The following is a 17,577-nucleotide window of genomic DNA, read 5'->3' as shown; positions in this document are numbered from 1 at the left end:
AGTGTTTACCTCTTTTCCCGCTGACCAGCACGCCGATCATTGGGCTTCTCTTATTAGTGGTGGGGGTCGAGGAGGAGCTGCTCGTCCTCAGTGAAGAAATGCTCATCGCAGTTGTTGCCAGAACCGCTGCGATCAACCACCAGGAAGTCATCCCGCTTTTCGATCGTCAGCACCGGGTGGTGCCAGACGCCGCGATGGTAATTAACGCCCTGCCTGCCATTGGAGAGGAAGGCACGGACCAAACCCGGTACAGGTACATCGCCAAGTGGCGCGACCACGACCAGAAAGGAGTTGCCGAGCAGCGGAATGAAGGCCTGGCTGCCCTGCGGATGTCGTTCCAGCATGCGGATGCGCAGAGGCATCTCAAGGGATTCGGCACTGAAGATGCTGATGATTGCCTTGTCTTCCGGCTGGGCGGTTTCGACCGTCGCCAGCTTGTGATAACGGCGGGTGGAGCCGTTGTTGATCATGAAGTACTCGCTGCCATCGGTTTCGATCACATCTCCGAACGGGGCGAAGGCTTCTTTGGTCAGGGGCTCGATCTTCAGGGTTCGCATGGCTGTTCTACTTGTTCGTTGCTGGTTCCCATCCCCCGAGAGGGAGGGGCCGGTAGGGGAGGTGGTGATTCCATCCTCCCCCCTGGCTCTACTCTGCGGCGGAGAGCCGATGGGCGGGCCGTGGCCCGCCCGGTCTTGAATAGGGGCGGTGCGACTGCGGCTTACATTTGCTGCAGGCGGAACAGCGCGATCTTGTTGATCTCGGCCAGCGCCCTGGAGAATTCGGCTTCGGGAGAGTTGTGGATTCGCTCCTCGAAGGCCGCCAGGATCTGGTGCCGATTGCTGCCTTTCACCGCCATGATGAAAGGAAACCCGAACTTGGCCTTGTAGGCGTCGTTCAGCTCGGTGAAGCGTGCGAACTCTTCAGCCGTGCATTCGTGGATTCCGGCACCGGCCTGTTCGCTGGTGCTGGCTTCGGTCAGCTCGCCTCGGACCGCTGCCTTGCCGGCCAGGTCCGGGTGAGCGTTGATCAGCGCCAGCTGGGCTTCATGGCTGGCACTGAGCAACAGGTCGGCCATGCGCTGGTGCAGGCCATCGATTTCGTTGATGCGGTCGTCCCGGCCGAGGTCGAAGGCTTTCTCGGCGACCCAGGGCGAGTGCTCATAGATGTCGGCGAAGGCTTCTACGAAGGCATCGCGGGACAGGCTGGATGGAGTCAGGGTCTGGAAGCGGCTCATTTCGCTTGCTCTTTGAAAGGGTGGGTGGCGTGCCAGTGGCGTGCGATGTCGGCGCGGCGGGCGAACCAGACTTGATCGAAGCCTTTCACGTAGTCGATGAAGCGTGCCAGGGACGCGAGGCGCGCCGGACGGCCCAGCAGGCGGCAGTGCATGCCGATGGACAGCATCTTCGGCGCGCCGGCGGCACCTTCTGCGTAGAGCACGTCGAAGGCATCCTTGAGGTATTCGAAGAAGTCATCGCCCTTGTTGAAACCCTGCACCTGGGTGAATCGCATGTCGTTGGTGTCCAGGGTGTAGGGAATGACCAGGTGCGGTTTTTCCGCGGTGCTGGCGGCGTCCCAGTAGGGCAGGTCGTCGTCGTAGGTGTCGGAGTCGTAGAGGAAGCCGCCTTCCTCCATCACCAGGCGACGGGTGTTCGGGCCAGTGCGGCCGGTGTACCAGCCTACCGGGCGTTCACCGGTCAGTTCGGTGAGAATGCGGATGGCCTCGAGCATGTGTTCGCGCTCCTGGGCCTCGTCCATGTACTGGTAGTCGATCCAGCGATAGCCGTGGCTGCAGATCTCGTGGCCGGCCTCGACCATGGCGCGGATCACATCCGGATGACGCTGGGCAGCCATCGCCACGGCGAAGATGGTCAGCGGGATGTCGTGTTTCTTGAACAGGTTAAGCAGGCGCCAGACGCCAGTGCGGCTGCCGTACTCGTAGAGGGATTCCATGCTCATGTTGCGCACGCCCTGCAACGGTTGGGCTGCCACCATTTCGGACAGGAAGGCTTCGGATTCCTTGTCGCCATGGAGCACGTTGCGCTCACCGCCTTCTTCGTAGTTGAGAACGAAGGACAGGGCGATGCGGGCTTCGCCAGGCCAGTGCGGATGGGGTGGGTTGTTGCCGTAACCGATCAGGTCGCGTGGGTACTCAGCGCTCACTGCAGTCTTCCTTCTCGTCTGTTGAATCGATCAGCGACAGCCCGGGAAAGTGGTGCGCGACCGTGGATGGGGTGATTGTATACAAACTGTCATGCGTTTTGTAAATCAAAAATTCGCTGAATTCGTCAACCGGGGTGGTAGCAAGAAACCTGCCCATATGGTCAGGTGTCGAGGAGCAAAGGCCCGGAGGACGGTGGCTACATGAAAATCCCCTGCTAGCGCGGATCGGCAATGGTTGATCCGAATTTGATGTTATTATTGTGTACAATTTTTTTGATTTATGTCTTACATTCTGTGGGGCGCATGTTATTCTGCGCACCGTACAGGGGCCTAGGCCCCTGACCACGCACCTATATGAACAAACAGAGGAGGTGTGGCGTTCCGATCGCGGCCAGAGCAACGGCCCGGTGGACGCCCAGCGAGCAATGGGACGTTTGACCACGCATGTACTGGATGCCGCCCACGGCTGCCCTGGCCGTGACATCAAGATCGAGCTCTACCGCGTCGAGAGCGCAGGCCTGGAGCTGGTTGCCACTACCACTACCAACGATGATGGCCGCTGCGACGCGCCCCTGCTGCAGGGTGCCGATTACCAGAGCGGCGTCTACCAGATCCATTTTCACGCTGGCGACTATTACCGCGCCCGTGGCGTGAAGCTGGCCGAGCCGGCTTTCCTGGATGTGGTCGTCCTGCGCTTCGGCATTTCCTCCGAGCAGGATCACTACCACGTCCCGCTGCTGATCTCCCCCTATAGCTACTCCACCTACCGCGGTAGCTAGTTCACCTTTCTCGTTACCCTCGACTCACTGGAGTCTTTACGGCCCGTTCACACTGCGGGCCTTTTTTATGCCTGCAAGAAACTGCGGCGTAAAAAAAAGCCCAGCACAAGGCCGGGCTTAAGCGCATCACGGGGAGATGCGCAAGGGAGCAATAAACGACAAGACAGAAGCGGTGCGCCAGCCCCGAAGGGGCTGCGCAGGTGCATGGGCGAATGTCGGATCAGGGAAGAGTCTAGGCGGCAACTGGCATGTTGTTGGCCAGTGGTCGTAAATCGCTTCGCTCCGTCGCCGTCAGACAACGCGGCGGTCCCGCGTCGAGCTCTGGAAGCCAGCACTCCGGGATGGCGCTGCATGAGTCCCCTTTGGTCGCGCTATCGATTGCCCTGCAGGAGCGCGCTCGTCATACACGGCTCGCGCTCGAACTGTTCGCGAGCAGAGCTCGCTCCTACGGGAAGTATCGGGGGGTAGCGAGTAGGGTAGCTGGCACATGACTGCGCCTTCTCTATACAAATGAAAAGGCCCTGGCGCAGAGCGACAGGGCCTGGTGAAGCGGTGCCTGTGATTACAGGAAGATGAACTTGGCCACGAAGATGGCGCACAGCGCATACAGGCTCACCGACACATCCTTGTACTTGCCGGTGAAGGCCTTCATTGCCACGTAGGTCACGAAGCCCAGGGCGATGCCGTCGGCGACCGAGAAGGTCAGCGGCATCATGATCACAGTGACGATGGCCGGGATGGTCTCGGTGTGTTCCTTCCAGTCGATGTGGGCCATGCCGCCCATCATCAGCATCGCAACGTAGATCAGGGCACCCGCGGTGGCGTAGGCGGGGATCATGCCGGCCAGGGGCGCGAAGAACATGGCGGCGACGAACAGGATGCCCACTGTCACGGCGGTCAGGCCGGTGCGGCCACCAGCGGCCACGCCTGCGGCACTTTCCACGTAGCTGGTCACCGGCGGCACACCGAGCACGCCACCGAACACGCTGGAGGCACTGTCCGCCTTCATGGCCCGGGAGAGGTTCTCGATGCGCCCGTCTTCCTGCACCAGGTTGGCACGTTGGGCCACACCCATCAGGGTGCCGGCGGTGTCGAACATGTGTACGAAGAGGAAGGCGAGGATCACGCTCACCATGGTCACATTGAACGCGCCGGTGATGTCCATGGCCATGAAGGTCGGGGCCAGGCTCGGGGGCATGGAGAACACGCCGCCGAACTTGACGATGCCCAGGCCAACACCGATCAGGGTAACGGTGAGGATGCTGATCAGGATGCCGCCGAACACGCGGCGGTACTCCAGTACGGCGATCATCAGGAAGCAGATGGCGGCCAGCAGCGGACCGGGGGAGGTCAGGTCGCCGATGTGCACCAGGGTCGCCGGATGGGCGACGACGATGCCGGCAGTCTTCAGGCCGATCAGCCCGAGGAACAGGCCGACACCCGCGCCCATGGCAAATCGCAGGCTGCTCGGAATGCTGTTCAGCAGCCATTCACGAATGCGCGAGAAGGTCAGGATCATGAACAGCACGCCGGAGAGGAACACCGCCCCGAGGGCGATTTGCCAGCTGTAGCCCATGGTGTTGACGACGGTGTAGGTGAAGAAGGCGTTCAGGCCCATGCCCGGGGCGAGGCCTACCGGCCAGTTGGCATAGAGGCCCATGAGGAGGCAACCGAAGGCTGCGGCAAGGCAGGTGGCAACGAAGGCTGCGCCATGATCGATCCCGGCATCGGCCATGATGTTCGGGTTGACGAAAATGATGTAGGCCATGGTGATAAAGGTGGTCAGTCCGGCAGCCAGTTCGGTCTTCACGGTGGTGCCGTGAAGGCTGAGCTTGAATAGACGTTCAAGCAGACCGTTGGCGGGCGGTGTTGCGGCGTACGTTCCTTGTTCTTGTTGTTTGATGCTTTCCACAGCGTGGTACTCCTCATCTCTTTTGTTTTGTTCACCCAGAGCCTGGAGTTGGCTCCGGACTAACTGAGGCGGATGGCGTGAGTGGTGCACTTCCTCCAATACTTGACCGCTGGGTCAGGAAGTCACGGCGCGATTATGCCTTTGTATACAAAAAAAACAAATAATGTTTTCAATGTTCGAAAAAACGCACCAATCCGTAAAGCTGACTCATTGGTTAGGTTTTGTTGCGACAATTTGCAGCCTAACGAACTAATCAAGTCGTTTAAAAACAAAGAGTTATGAGAATTTGCGAATGAGGGATGGCTGCCTGACGATGGCGTCGAAAGCACGAAATGGCACCGTGCGAGACGCGCTTATGACAAAAAAATGTAGGGAAACCGCTGTATTGAGGCTCTAGCCGATCCTCGACACGCAAATCGAGAACTGCTGGAAAAACCTGTGCAACCGGTCAGGAATGGGGTTCGAGCTGCGGCGAAACTGTTCAAGGTGCGATGATTGTGTACAATATCATTCGCTTTTTCCCTGATTTCCCTCGCTGATCCACCCGTTCAGCCCGGCGGAAAGGGGCAAAAAGGGCCCTGGAAGACCGCCGACCCCCTTTGACGCGAGCCCCCATGAACGAACAGTTGCAGCCACTCAAGAAGCAGCCGCGCACCGCCAAAAGCACCCGCAGCGGCACCCAGGACGACATCGTCTACGCACATATTTTCGATGCCATTCTCGAGCAGCGCCTCGCGCCCGGTACCAAGCTGAGCGAAGAAGCCTTGGGAGAGATTTTCGGCGTCAGCCGCACGATCATTCGTCGTGCCCTCTCGCGACTCGCCCATGAAGGCGTAGTGCTGCTGCGGCCGAATCGTGGCGCCGTAGTGGCCAGTCCCAGCGTCGAGGAAGCCCGGCAGATTTTCTACGCCCGCCGTCTGGTGGAGCGTGCCATCACCGAGCTCGCGGTAGAGCACGCCACTGCCGAGCAATTGCAGGAACTGCGGCAAATGGTCCTCGAGGAGCAGGCCTGCTTCTCCCGTGGTGATCGTGGCGCCGGTATCCGTCTTTCCGGCGAGTTCCACCTGAAACTGGCCGAGGCGGCGAAGAACGCCCCGCTGGTGAGCTTCCAGCGCAGCCTCGTGTCCCAGACCTCGCTCATCATTGCCCAGTACGAAAGTGGCAGTCGTTCGCACTGTTCCTTTGATGAACACAATCGCCTGATCGACGCTATCGAGTCCCGCGACGCAGAGCGCGCCGTGATGCTGATGATGCATCACATGGATCACATCGACGACAAGCTGAACCTGGACGAAAGCGGTGCTTCGGACGACCTGCACGCGGTGTTCTCGCACCTGTTGCAGACCAAGAAGAAGCCCGGTCGCGGCACGCCCCGCAGCGCCTGATTCCGGCTCGGAAAAGAAAGCCCCGCAGATGCGGGGCTTTTTGTTTTGGGGGCTGGCGGGCAATGAATTGTGCCGTTTTCGTCGCGAATGAATTCGCTACAGGATTACGCGCCAATGCCACGCTGTTGGAGAGCGAATTCATTCGCGAATCCGGAGCCCAAAAGAAAACCCCGCCGAAGCGAGGTTCTCTCATCGCGCTGCCCCTCAGCTGCGTTGATGCACGCTGCGGCCGGCTGCAAAGGTTTCCTTCACGGTACGGTCGTCACCGAGGATGGTCAGGGCAAACAGCTTTTCCGGAAGGCTCCGGGCCTGCTGCATGCGGTAATCCAGCAGCGGGGTGGCCTTGTAGTCGAGGACCACGAAATCCGCGTCCTTGCCGGCCTGGAAGTTGCCGATCTTGTCGTCCAGGTAGAGCGAGCGGGCGCCACCCAGAGTGGCCAGGTAGAGGGATTTGAACGGGTCGAGCTTCTTGCCCTGGAGCTGCATAACCTTGTAGGCCTCGTTCAGTGACTGCAGCTGGGAGAAGCTGGTGCCGGCGCCGACATCGGTGCCCAGTCCCACACGTACGCCGTGCTCTTCGAGTTTCTGCAGGTCGAACAAGCCGCTGCCGAGGAACATGTTGGAGGTGGGGCAGAAAGCTACTGCTGAGCCGGTTTCCGCCAATCGTTTGCACTCGTCGTCGCAGAGATGCACGCCGTGGGCGAACACCGAGCGCTGGCCTATCAGCTTGTAATGGTCATATACATCGAGGTAGCCCTTGCGCTCGGGGAACAGCTCCTTGACCCATTCGATTTCCTTGCGGTTCTCGGACAAGTGGGTGTGCATGTACAGGCCCGGGTACTCAGCGTACAGCTTGCCGGCCAGCTCCAATTGCTCCGGGGTGCTGGTGGGGGCGAAGCGCGGGGTTACCGCATAGTGCAGTCGGCCCTTGCCGTGCCAGCGCTCGATCAGCTCCTTGCTGTCGGCGTAGCCGGACTCGGCGGTGTCGGTGAGGTAGTCCGGGGCATTGCGGTCCATCAGCACCTTGCCGGCGATCATCCGCAGGTCGAGCGCTTGCGCAGCCTCGAAGAAGGCGTCCACCGATTCCTTGTGCACGGTGCCGAACACCAGCGCAGTGGTAGTGCCGTTGCGCAGCAGTTCCTTGATGAAAATGCCGGCGACGTCAGCGGCATGGGCCTTGTCGGCGAACTGTTTCTCGGTGGGGAAGGTGTAGGTGTTCAGCCAGTCCAGCAGTTGCTCGCCGTAGGAGGCGATCATGCCGGTCTGCGGGAAGTGGATGTGGGTATCGATAAAGCCGGGAGTGATCAGGGCATCGCGGTACTCGTGCACCTCGACGCCGGCGTCCAGGCCCGGCAGCATGGACTTGGCGTCGCCCAGGGCCTTGATGCGGCCGTCTTCCACCACCAGCAGGCCGTCCTCGAAATACTGATAGGACTGCTCGACGCCGACCAGGGCGGGGTCGGCGATGCTGTGCAGGATGGCGGAGCGGTAGGCGGTTACGTGGCTGGTCATGTCAGTCTCGTTCGTTAGCGTTGCGATTCTTGCGTTCTCGCCTGAGGGAGGGGCCGGAGTAGGGGGCGCCCTGTCACGCGGCTCCCCCTACCCGGCATTACGCGTCACCTTCTCCCGATGGGCGAAGGAAAATTTCAGGCCTGTTCCCGGCGCGAGGCGGGGACCAGCTTGGCGACCGTTTCGCCTTTCTTCACTTCGGCACCGAAGTTGGCGTTATAGGTGGCGACGACTTCTCCGGCGATCGATATGGCGATCTCCACCGGCAGTTTGCCTTTGACCTCTTGTATGCCCATCGGGCAGCGCATGCGTTGCATGGTTTCGGCGGCGAAGCCGCGTTCGCGCAGCCGATGCTCGAACTTGACGCGCTTGGTCTTCGAGCCGATCAGGCCGAAGTAGGCGAAGTCATCGCGCTTGAGGATCTCGGCGGTCAGTTCAAGGTCCAGTTGGTGGTTGTGTGTCATGACGATGAAGTAGCTGCCCTTGGGCATCTCGTCGATCTCGTCGATCACTTCCTCGTTGACCACTTTCTCCACGCCAGACGGAATCTGCTCGGGGAATTCGTTTTCCCGCGAGTCGATCCAGCGCACTTTGCAGGGCAGGCTGGCAAGCAGCGGAACCAGCGCACGGCCGACATGGCCGGCGCCGAATACGGCGATATGTGCCTGGGGCTGGCCCATGGGTTCGAACAACAGTACGGTGGCGCCACCGCAGCATTGGCCGAGGCTGGCGCCCAGGCTGAAGCGCTCCAGGCGCGTGTCCTGGCTGCGATTCTCGAGCATCTCGCGGGCGATCTCCATCGCCTTGAACTCGAGATGACCGCCACCGATGGTCTCGAAGATCCGCTCGGCGGTGACGACCATCTTCGAGCCGGCGTTGCGCGGAGTCGAGCCACGCTCTTCGATGATGGTCACCAGCACGCAGGGTTCACCACGGTGCTGAAGGTCGGCGAGGGCGCTGATCCAGCTCATTTGCTCAGTCTCCAGCTACGCAGTGGCCTGGTGGTCCGCGACAGCCTCCAGTCGTCCTTGGGACGAACCGGGGCCGGCAGCGTTTCCAGCAGCACGGCATCGCCGTCCTGCTGTTTGGTCTTCGTTTGATCGGTGGATGTTGTCATTGTTCTGCACCGTTTTTTCTATGTAGGAGCCAGCTTGCTGGCGAATCGCTTTCGCCAGAAAGCCGGCTCCTGCGGGTTACGCGAGCTCGGTCTCCGCCTGGGCGGCGGCCTGAGCCGGCTGTTGGAGTTTGCGCATCTGCTCGACGCCCCAGAGAACCCGCTCGGGAGTGGCCGGCGCATCGATGTTCGGCTGCACCTTGTAGTCCCCCAGGCTCGCCACGGCGTCCTTGATGGCGCACCAGACGGCAATGCCGAGCATGAAGGGCGGCTCGCCCACGGCCTTGGAGTGGAACACCGTCTGTTCGGGGTTCTTGCGGTTTTCCACCAGTTTCACCCGCAGGTCGATGGGCATGTCGGCGATGGCCGGGATCTTGTAGCTCGCCGGGCCGCTGGTCATCAGCTTGCCCTTGGCGTTCCACACCAGCTCTTCCATGGTCAGCCAGCCCATGCCCTGGACGAAGGCACCTTCAACCTGGCCGATGTCGATGGCCGGGTTCAGCGAGGCGCCCACGTCATGCAGGATGTCGGTGCGCAGCATCTTGTACTCGCCGGTCAGGGTGTCGACGATGACCTCGGCACAGGCCATGCCATAGGCGAAGTAATAGAAGGGGCGGCCGGAAGCTTTATCGCGGTCGTAGAAAATCTTCGGCGTGCGATAGAACCCGGTGCTGGAGAGCGAAATCTGGTTGAAGTAGGCGAGCTGGATCATTTCCTCGAAGGAGAGGAAGTGGTCGCGAACGCGTACCTGGTCGTTCTTGAACTGCACGTCCTCGGTGGTCGCCTTGAAGTGATTGGCGAGGAACTCCACCAGACGACCCTTGATGGTTTCAGCGGCGTTCTGCGCGGCCTTGCCATTCAAGTCAGTGCCGCTGGAAGCGGCGGTCGGCGAAGTGTTAGGCACTTTGTCGGTGTTGGTCGCGGTGATCTGGATGCGCGAGATATCCACCTGGAAGACTTCGGCCACCACCTGGGCGACCTTGGTGTTCAGGCCTTGGCCCATCTCGGTCCCGCCGTGGTTCAGGTGGATGCTGCCATCGGTGTAGATGTGCACCAACGCACCGGCCTGGTTGAGGAAGGTGGCGGTGAAGCTGATGCCGAATTTCACCGGGGTCATCGCCAGGCCTTTCTTCAACACCGGGCTCTTGGCGTTGAAGGCGCGGATTTCTTCGCGGCGCTTGGCGTACTCGCTGCTGGCCTCCAGCTCCTCGGTCATCTCGGCGAGCATGTTGTGCTCAACGGTCTGGTAATAGTGGGTGACGTTGCGCTCGTCCTTGCCGTAGTAGTTCAGCTTGCGGACTTCGAGCGGATCCTTGCCCAGATGGCGCGAGATCGCATCCATGATCTCTTCGATCGCGACCATCCCCTGCGGGCCGCCAAACCCGCGATAAGCGGTGTTCGAGGCGGTGTTGGTCTTGCAACGGTGACCATTGATAGTGGCGTTTTCGAGGAAATAGGCGTTGTCCGAATGGAACATCGCGCGGTCGACGATGGAGCCGGACAGGTCGGGCGAATAGCCGCAGTTGCCCGCCAGTTCCAGCTGGATGCCGCTGAGCAGACCGTTGTCGTCGAAGCCCACGTCGTATTCGACATAGAAGGGGTGACGCTTGCCGGTAATGGTCATGTCTTCCATGCGTGGCAGGCGCATCTTGGTCGGGCGACCGGTCAGGTGTGCGATCACTGCGCACAGGCAGGCTGGGCCGGCAGCTTGGGTCTCTTTGCCGCCAAAGCCACCGCCCATGCGGCGCATGTCGATGACGATCTTGTTCATCGGCACGCCCAGTACCTCGGCCACCAGCTTTTGCACTTCGGTGGCGTTCTGGGTGGACGTGTAGACGATCATGCCGCCGTCTTCGGTGGGCATGACGGAGGAGATCTGGGTCTCGAGGTAGAAGTGTTCCTGGCCACCGATGTGCAAGGTGCCCTGGATGCGGTTCTTCGCCCCGGCAAGCGCGGTGGCGGAATCACCACGCTTGTGTTGGTGGCTGTCCAGCACGAAATGCTTTTTGCGCAGCGCGTCGACTACGTCCAGTACGGGTTCCAGGTCCTCGTACTCGACAATCGCGGCCATGGCCGCCTTGCGGGCGGTTTCCAGGCTGTCGGCGCCTACGGCCAGTACTACCTGGCCAACGTACTCGACCTTGTCGTCCGCCAGCAGCGGGTCGCCGGCGACCACCGGGCCGATGTCCAACTGGCCGGGCACATCTTCGGCAGTGATAGCGATGGCCACGCCCGGGAACTGGTAGCAAGGGCTGGTATCGATGCGGGTAATGCGCGCATGGGCGCGATCGCTCATGCGTGCATAAACGTGCAGCTGGTTGGGGAATTCCAGGCGGTCGTCGACGTACACGGCTTCACCCGAGACGTGCTTGGGCGCGCTCTCGTGCTTGACGCTGCGGCCCACGCCGGTGGTGATGTCGGCACGGAACAGTTCCGCCAGTTCTTCCTGGGTCTTGTGATGGAAATGGTTAGACATAAGCGGTCACCCGGGTTTCGACTTCTGGGGATTGCAGCTCGAGGAAGAACTTGCGCAGCAGGTTCTGGGCGGTCAGCAGGCGGTATTCCTTGCTGGCGCGGAAGTCAGAGAGCGGGGTGAAGTCCTTGGCCAGGGCCTCGCAGGCGCGCTCGACGGTACCCGGGTACCAGGCGGCGCCGATCAGGGCCTGCTCACAGGCGCTGGCGCGCTTGGGAATGCCGGCCATGCCACCAAAGGCGACGCGGGCCTTACGCACGACACCGTTTTCGATCACTAGGTTGAAGGCTGCGCAGACGGCGGAAATGTCGTCGTCCAGGCGCTTGGACACCTTGTAGGCGCGGAAGGCCTGGTTATTGCGGGCGCGCGGCACGCGCACTTTCTCGATGAATTCGGACTCCTGGCGGGCGGTGACCTTGTAATCGAGGAAGTACTCGTCCAGCGGCAGGATGCGGGTCTGGTTGCCCTTGCGCAGGACGATCTCGGCGCCTATGGCGATCAGCAGCGGCGGGGCATCACCAATGGGCGAGGCGTTACCGATGTTGCCGCCCAGGGTGCCCTGGTTGCGGATCTGCAGGGAGGCGAAGCGGTGCAGCAGTTCGCCGAAGTCCGGGTACTCGCGGGAGAGCGTTTCGTAGCAGTCGGACAGCGGGGTAGCGGCGCCGATCTCGATGAAGTTGCCGTTCTCCTCGATGCGCTTCATGGACTCGATATGGCCGACGTAGATCATCACCGGCAGTTCACGGTGGAACTGGGTGACTTCCAGGGCCAGGTCGGTGCCGCCGGCCAGCAGGCGGGCCTGCGGGTTGGAGACGTAGAAGTCGGCCAGGTCGGCGACCGTCAGCGGAACCAGGCAGCGCTTGTCACCGCTGTTCAGTTCAGCGGTATCGCGCGGTGCAATGGACTTCAGCTGGGCAACGGTCTGGGCTTCGGCGGCATCGAACTGGTCGGGCTGCTTCTGGCAGCAGGCCTGTTCGGCGGCGTCGATGATCGGGCGGTAGCCAGTGCAGCGGCACAGGTTGCCGGCCAGGGCTTCCATGGTCTGGGCCTTGTCGAAGCCATCACTGTTCTTCTGCAGGGCGAACAGCGACATGACGAAGCCAGGGGTGCAGAAACCGCACTGGGAACCGTGGCAATCCACCATTGCCTGCTGCACGGAGTGCAGTTGACCACGGTGCTTGAGGTCTTCGACGGTAATGAGTTGCTTGCCGTGCAGCGAGGATACGAAAGTCAGGCAGGAGTTGAGCGTGCGGTAACGGACGCGATCACCGTCAAGCTCACCGACAACCACGGTGCAGGCGCCGCAGTCGCCCGAGGCGCAGCCTTCTTTGGTACCGGGTTTGCCGACATGCTCACGCAGGTAGTTGAGCACCGTGACATTAGGATCGAGGGCATGCTCGGTGCGCAGCTCCCGATTGAGTAAAAACTGGATCAAGGACGACCTCCAGGCACTTTATTGTTTTTACGAGGGCTCGTATGACGGCAAATTTAGAGAGGTCTGACTTTTGGGTCAATAAATATTTGACTCGAAAGTCAGGAAATCTTCATCTGTTTCGGTTATTAGCACGCTGCGTCCGCTCTGTCTCAGGGCGCAGGCGCATTTCGTGCCACCTGTCTTAAGTGTAGGTAAGGGCCGGCAGGGTGCTTTTCGTAGGGGCGAATTCGTTCGCCATACAGGCGGGAGGCCCGCCCTTGAGTCGGGTGGGGCCGGTCGGTGGCGATTGGTGAGTGAATTCGCCGCTGCGAGAGCTGCTGTCTCCTTGTGATAGACTGCGGGCCCTGTCCGCGTCCTGCGGCAGAGTCGGAAATTTCCCCTGTTCGCTCTTGCACCCACTGCCCGTACCCGTAGTACTGTCAGCGCCTGAGCTTTGGCGCGGGAAAGCTCCAGCGCAGCGCACAATGTTCCCCAGTTCAAAGGAAAACCATGACGTTCAAGGCACCGGACAGCCTCTCCGAGCAGATTGCCCAGCATTTGGCCGAGCGCATCATTCGCGGCGAGCTGAAAGAACGTGAGCGCATCCAGGAACAGAAAGTCACCCTGGCCATGAATGTCAGCCGAGGGTCGGTACGCGAAGCGCTGCTGATCCTGGAGCGCCGTCACCTGATCACCATCCTGCCGCGTCGTGGCGCCCAGGTGTCCGAGTTGACCCAGCAGCATGTGCGCAGCCTCTATACCCTGGTGATGGAGCTTTACATCCTCCTGGGCTACGCGGTTGCCGAGCACTGGCGTAGCGAGGAAGACCTCGCGCCGTTCCGAGCGATCCAGCAGCGCCTTGTCGAAGCGCGTCAGCGGGAAGACATCCTCGCGTTCGTCGACTCCAGCTTCGCCATCATGCAGGCGGCTTATCCCTTCGCCGACAACCCGTACCTGCAACAGACCCTGGACAACCTGCAGCCGGCCATCGCCCGCACCTACTACATGGCCCTGGAGCGTCGTCGCGGCCAGATGGGCAACCTCGGCGCGGTGTTCGATGACCTGCTGCTGGCAGTGATCGCCCGCGACCAGGCGAAGATCCGTGAAGTGCTGCTGGGTTACGGCAAGCAGAACTGTGAGCTGGTGCTCGCAGCCCTGGCCGAACGTTGAGCGGAGCACACCGATGCGGCTGAAGTGCATCAAGCTAGCCGGATTCAAGTCCTTCGTGGACCCGACCACCGTCAGCTTCCCCAGCAATATGGCCGCCGTGGTGGGGCCCAATGGTTGCGGCAAGTCGAACATCATCGATGCTGTTCGCTGGGTAATGGGTGAGAGTTCGGCGAAGAACCTTCGTGGCGAATCGATGACCGACGTCATCTTCAATGGCTCCAATACGCGCAAGCCCGTCGCCCAGGCCAGCATCGAGCTGATCTTCGACAACTCCGACAACACCCTGGTGGGCGAATACGCCGCCTTCGCCGAGATTTCCATTCGCCGCCGCGTCAGCCGCGACGGCCAGAACACCTACTTTCTCAATGGTACAAAGTGCCGCCGCCGGGATATCACCGATATCTTCCTCGGCACAGGTCTCGGCCCCCGCAGCTACTCGATCATCGAGCAGGGGATGATCTCCAAGCTGATCGAAGCCAAGCCTGAGGACCTGCGCAATTTCATCGAAGAAGCCGCCGGCATTTCCAAATACAAGGAGCGCCGTCGCGAGACAGAAAGCCGAATTCGCCGCACCCAGGAAAACCTCGCTCGCCTGACCGACCTGCGCGAGGAGCTGGAGCGCCAGCTGGAGCGCCTGCACCGGCAGGCCCAGTCCGCCGAGAAGTACCAGGAGTACAAGGCCGAAGAGCGCCAGCTCAAGGCCCAGCTCGCCGCCTTGAAATGGCGGGCGCTGAACGAGCAGGTTGGCCAGCGCGAAGCGGTAATCGGCAACCAGGAAATCAGCTTCGAGGCCTTGGTGGCCGAGCAGCGCAACGCAGACGCCAGCATCGAGCGCCTGCGCGATGGACACCACGAACTGTCCGAACGCTTCAACCTGGTGCAGGGGCGCTTCTATTCCGTGGGCGGCGATATCGCCCGTGTGGAGCAAAGCATCCAGCACGGCCAGCAGCGCCTGCGGCAGTTGCAGGACGACCTGCGTGAGGCCGAGCGCGCCCGCCAGGAAACCGAATCCCATCTGGGCCACGACCGCACGCTGCTCGCCACGCTGGGCGAAGAGCTGGACATGCTTGGCCCTGAGCAGGAAATGAGCGCTGCCGCGGCCGAAGAGGCTGCGGCCCAGCTCGAAGAGTCCGAGACCGGCATGCACGCCTGGCAGGAGCAGTGGGATGGCTTCAACCAGCGCAGCGCGGAGCCGCGTCGCCAGGCGGAGGTCCAGCAGTCGCGCATCCAGCAACTGGAGCACAGCCTGGAGCGCCTGCTGGATCGCGAACGTCGCCTGAATGACGAAGCTTCCCAACTGGCGGCCGACCCGGAAGATGCCGCAATCCAGGAGATGCTCGAGGAGCTCGCGGTAGGCGAGATGCGCCTGGAGGAGCTCCAGGCTGCCGAGCAAGGTTTGATGGAGCGCCTGGAGGCTCTGCGCGAAGAATTGCAGCAGGCCAGCCAGGCCCAGCAGCAGGCCCAGGGTGAACTACAGCGCCTGAATGGCCGTATCGCGTCGCTGGAAGCCCTGCAGCAAGCCGCGCTCAACCCGGGAAAGGGCGCCGCCGAATGGTTGCGCGAGCAGCAACTGGCAGAGCGCCCGCGACTGGCTGAGGGCCTGCGGGTGGAGCAGGGCTGGGAGCTGGCGGTGGAAACCGTACTCGGCGCCGATCTACAGGCAGTGCTGCTGGATGATTTCAATGACCTCGACCTGTCCGGCTTCAGTCAGGGCGAGTTGCGTCTGGCCAGCGCTGGCAAGGGCGGGGCACGAGTGCCTGGCAGCTTGCTGGACAAGGTCGAGACGTCGGTGGACCTGGCGCCTTGGCTGGCAAAGGTCCTGCCGGTGGAAACTCTGGAGCAGGCACTCGCCCGTCGCGGCAGTCTGGGAGACGGCGAAAGCCTGATCAGCCGCGATGGTTACTGGGTCGGGCGCAACTTCCTTCGGGTACGCCGAGCCAGTGAGGCAGAGAGTGGCCTGCTGGCGCGTGGCCAGGAACTCGAGCGTCTGCACGCCGAGCGCGAAGAGCGTGAAGCCGCCCTGGAACAATTGGACGAGCGCCTGCAGCAGCTTCGCGACGGCCAGCGCCAACAGGAAGAGTCCCGCGAGCAGCAGCGCCGCCAGTTGCAAGACGAATCTCGCAGTCTGGGTGAGCTCAAGGCTCGACTGTCCGCTCAGCAGGCGAAAGTCGAGCAGTTGGCGCTGCGTCGCCGCCGCCTGGAGGAAGAACTTCGCGAGCTGGGTGAACAGCGCGCCCTGGAGCACGAGCAACTGGGTGAGGCTCGCCTCACCTTGCAGGATGCGCTGGACGCCATGGCCAGCGACACGGAACAGCGGGAAAAATTGCTGGCCGAGCGCGATGGCCTGCGTGAACGCCTCGACCGTATCCGCCAGGAGGCGCGTCAGCACAAGGATCACGCTCACCAGTTGGCAGTGCGCGTCGGCTCGCTCAAGGCACAACACGACTCCACGCGTCAGGCCCTCGAGCGCCTCAGCCTGCAGTTCGAGCGCCTCAATGAGCGTCGCGAGCAACTCAGCCTCAATCTTGAGGAGGGCGCCGCGCCGCTGGAGGAGCTGCGTCTGAAACTGGAGGAGCTGCTGGAGAAGCGGCTGGGCGTTGAGGAAGAACTGAAGCTGGCCCGGCTGGCCCTGGAAGATGCGGATCGCGAACTGCGCGACGCCGAGAAGCGCCGTACTCAGGCCGAGCAGCAGTCTCAGCTGCTGCGCGGCCAACTGGAACAGCAGCGTTTGGAGTGGCAGGCGCTGACGGTCCGTCGCAAGACTTTGCAGGACCAGCTCCATGAGGATGGCTACGACCTGCATGGGGTGCTCGCGACCTTGGTTGCCGATGCCAGCGAAAGCGCCTGGGAAGAGGAGCTCGAGCGACTTGCCGCGCGTATCCAGCGTCTCGGCCCGATCAACCTCGCCGCCATCGACGAATACCAGCAGCAATCCGAGCGCAAACGCTACCTGGACGCGCAGAACGATGACCTGGTAGAGGCCCTGGAAACGCTGGAAAACGTCATTCGCAAGATCGACAAGGAAACCCGTAACCGCTTCAAGGAAACCTTTGACCAGATCAACGCCGGGCTGCAGGCGCTTTTCCCGAAGGTATTTGGCGGCGGCCATGCCTACCTGGAGCTGACGGGCGAGGACCTGCTGGATACCGGGGTGGCGATCATGGCGCGTCCACCCGGCAAGAAGAACAGCACCATCCATCTGCTGTCCGGCGGCGAGAAAGCGCTCACCGCGCTGGCGCTGGTGTTCGCTATCTTCCAGCTCAATCCCGCCCCCTTCTGCATGCTGGACGAGGTGGATGCGCCACTGGATGACGCCAACGTGGGTCGTTACGCGCGTCTGGTGAAGGAAATGTCCGAGAAAGTGCAGTTCATTTATATCACCCACAACAAGATCGCCATGGAAATGGCCGATCAGCTGATGGGTGTGACCATGCACGAGCCCGGTTGCTCGCGCCTGGTGGCGGTGGATGTGGAGGAGGCAATGTCGATGGTAGAGGCCTAGTTGCCCGGCGGATGCGAACTCCGGGTACGACCGGAGATCAAATTCGCGTTGGCTTCGGAGTAAGCCTCTATCAGAGGTTTCTCTGCTGGGCTGGTCGTGCTAGCTTTATGCCCAATTTTGTCGCACGTGGAAAACGCCATTCAGAACATGGAGTTGGGC

At 61.6% G+C, this 17,577-nt stretch carries 13 protein-coding genes; 4 read left to right on the top strand and 9 right to left on the bottom strand.

What is annotated here, in order from left to right; genetic code table 11:
- Positions 1 to 53 precede the first annotated feature (53 nt).
- The 3 genes from D6Z43_RS10410 to puuE all read right to left on the bottom strand — a co-directional run bounded on the left by D6Z43_RS10410 (position 54) and on the right by puuE (position 2,160).
- Entirely contained in the window at positions 54 to 557 is a 504-nt protein-coding gene (locus D6Z43_RS10410) for an ureidoglycolate lyase (RefSeq protein WP_120651857.1), read from the bottom strand.
- Positions 558 to 718: 161 nt separating this feature from the next.
- Positions 719 to 1,234, bottom strand: a complete 516-nt coding sequence (uraD, locus tag D6Z43_RS10405; RefSeq protein WP_120651856.1) for a 2-oxo-4-hydroxy-4-carboxy-5-ureidoimidazoline decarboxylase — start codon at positions 1,232 to 1,234, stop codon at positions 719 to 721.
- The gene (gene puuE, locus D6Z43_RS10400) at positions 1,231 to 2,160 is read right to left on the bottom strand and encodes an allantoinase PuuE (protein WP_120651855.1); all 930 of its coding nucleotides are present in this window, start codon (positions 2,158 to 2,160) and stop codon (positions 1,231 to 1,233) included. Before puuE ends, uraD begins: the two co-directional genes overlap by 4 nt.
- 425 nt (positions 2,161 to 2,585) lie before the next feature.
- Between puuE and uraH the strand changes: the two genes are divergently transcribed.
- Positions 2,586 to 2,939, top strand: a complete 354-nt coding sequence (gene uraH / locus D6Z43_RS10395; protein WP_120655236.1) for a hydroxyisourate hydrolase — start codon at positions 2,586 to 2,588, stop codon at positions 2,937 to 2,939.
- 562 nt (positions 2,940 to 3,501) lie between these two features.
- Here uraH and D6Z43_RS10390 read toward each other — a convergent pair.
- Complete coding sequence (locus D6Z43_RS10390; protein WP_120651854.1) at positions 3,502 to 4,851, bottom strand: NCS2 family permease; 1,350 nt, start codon at positions 4,849 to 4,851, stop codon at positions 3,502 to 3,504.
- A gap of 614 nt (positions 4,852 to 5,465) precedes the next feature.
- Here D6Z43_RS10390 and D6Z43_RS10385 point away from each other — a divergent pair.
- Positions 5,466 to 6,236: a GntR family transcriptional regulator gene (locus D6Z43_RS10385; protein WP_120651853.1), complete on the top strand. Its 771-nt coding sequence runs from the start codon at positions 5,466 to 5,468 to the stop codon at positions 6,234 to 6,236.
- A 204-nt stretch (positions 6,237 to 6,440) separates the two neighbouring features.
- On the opposite strand, the gene guaD is transcribed toward D6Z43_RS10385, so the two are convergent.
- The 5 genes from guaD to xdhA form a co-directional block, all read right to left on the bottom strand.
- On the bottom strand, positions 6,441 to 7,748 hold the full coding sequence (guaD, locus tag D6Z43_RS10380; RefSeq protein ID WP_120651852.1) for a guanine deaminase: 1,308 nt from the start codon (positions 7,746 to 7,748) through the stop codon (positions 6,441 to 6,443).
- 134 nt (positions 7,749 to 7,882) lie between these two features.
- Positions 7,883 to 8,716: a xanthine dehydrogenase accessory protein XdhC gene (gene xdhC, locus D6Z43_RS10375; protein WP_120651851.1), complete on the bottom strand. Its 834-nt coding sequence runs from the start codon at positions 8,714 to 8,716 to the stop codon at positions 7,883 to 7,885.
- Entirely contained in the window at positions 8,713 to 8,862 is a 150-nt protein-coding gene (locus D6Z43_RS27885; protein ID WP_153917083.1) for a hypothetical protein, read from the bottom strand. Before D6Z43_RS27885 ends, xdhC begins: the two co-directional genes overlap by 4 nt.
- A gap of 76 nt (positions 8,863 to 8,938) precedes the next feature.
- On the bottom strand, positions 8,939 to 11,335 hold the full coding sequence (gene xdhB / locus D6Z43_RS10370; RefSeq protein WP_120651850.1) for a xanthine dehydrogenase molybdopterin binding subunit: 2,397 nt from the start codon (positions 11,333 to 11,335) through the stop codon (positions 8,939 to 8,941).
- On the bottom strand, positions 11,328 to 12,767 hold the full coding sequence (gene xdhA, locus D6Z43_RS10365) for a xanthine dehydrogenase small subunit (RefSeq protein ID WP_120651849.1): 1,440 nt from the start codon (positions 12,765 to 12,767) through the stop codon (positions 11,328 to 11,330). Before xdhA ends, xdhB begins: the two co-directional genes overlap by 8 nt.
- Positions 12,768 to 13,256: 489 nt before the next feature.
- Between xdhA and D6Z43_RS10360 the strand changes: the two genes are divergently transcribed.
- Positions 13,257 to 13,916, top strand: coding sequence for a GntR family transcriptional regulator (locus D6Z43_RS10360; RefSeq protein WP_120651848.1), 660 nt, complete (start codon positions 13,257 to 13,259; stop codon positions 13,914 to 13,916).
- Positions 13,917 to 13,929: 13 nt separating this feature from the next.
- The gene (smc, locus tag D6Z43_RS10355; RefSeq protein WP_120651847.1) at positions 13,930 to 17,418 is read left to right on the top strand and encodes a chromosome segregation protein SMC; all 3,489 of its coding nucleotides are present in this window, start codon (positions 13,930 to 13,932) and stop codon (positions 17,416 to 17,418) included.
- The last annotated feature ends 159 nt before the right edge of the window (positions 17,419 to 17,577 follow it).

The organism is Pseudomonas sp. DY-1 (assembly GCF_003626975.1).
Lineage (GTDB): Bacteria > Pseudomonadota > Gammaproteobacteria > Pseudomonadales > Pseudomonadaceae > Metapseudomonas.
Note: the sequence above shows the minus strand (reverse complement) of the source record. Positions and strands in the feature narration are given on the sequence as shown.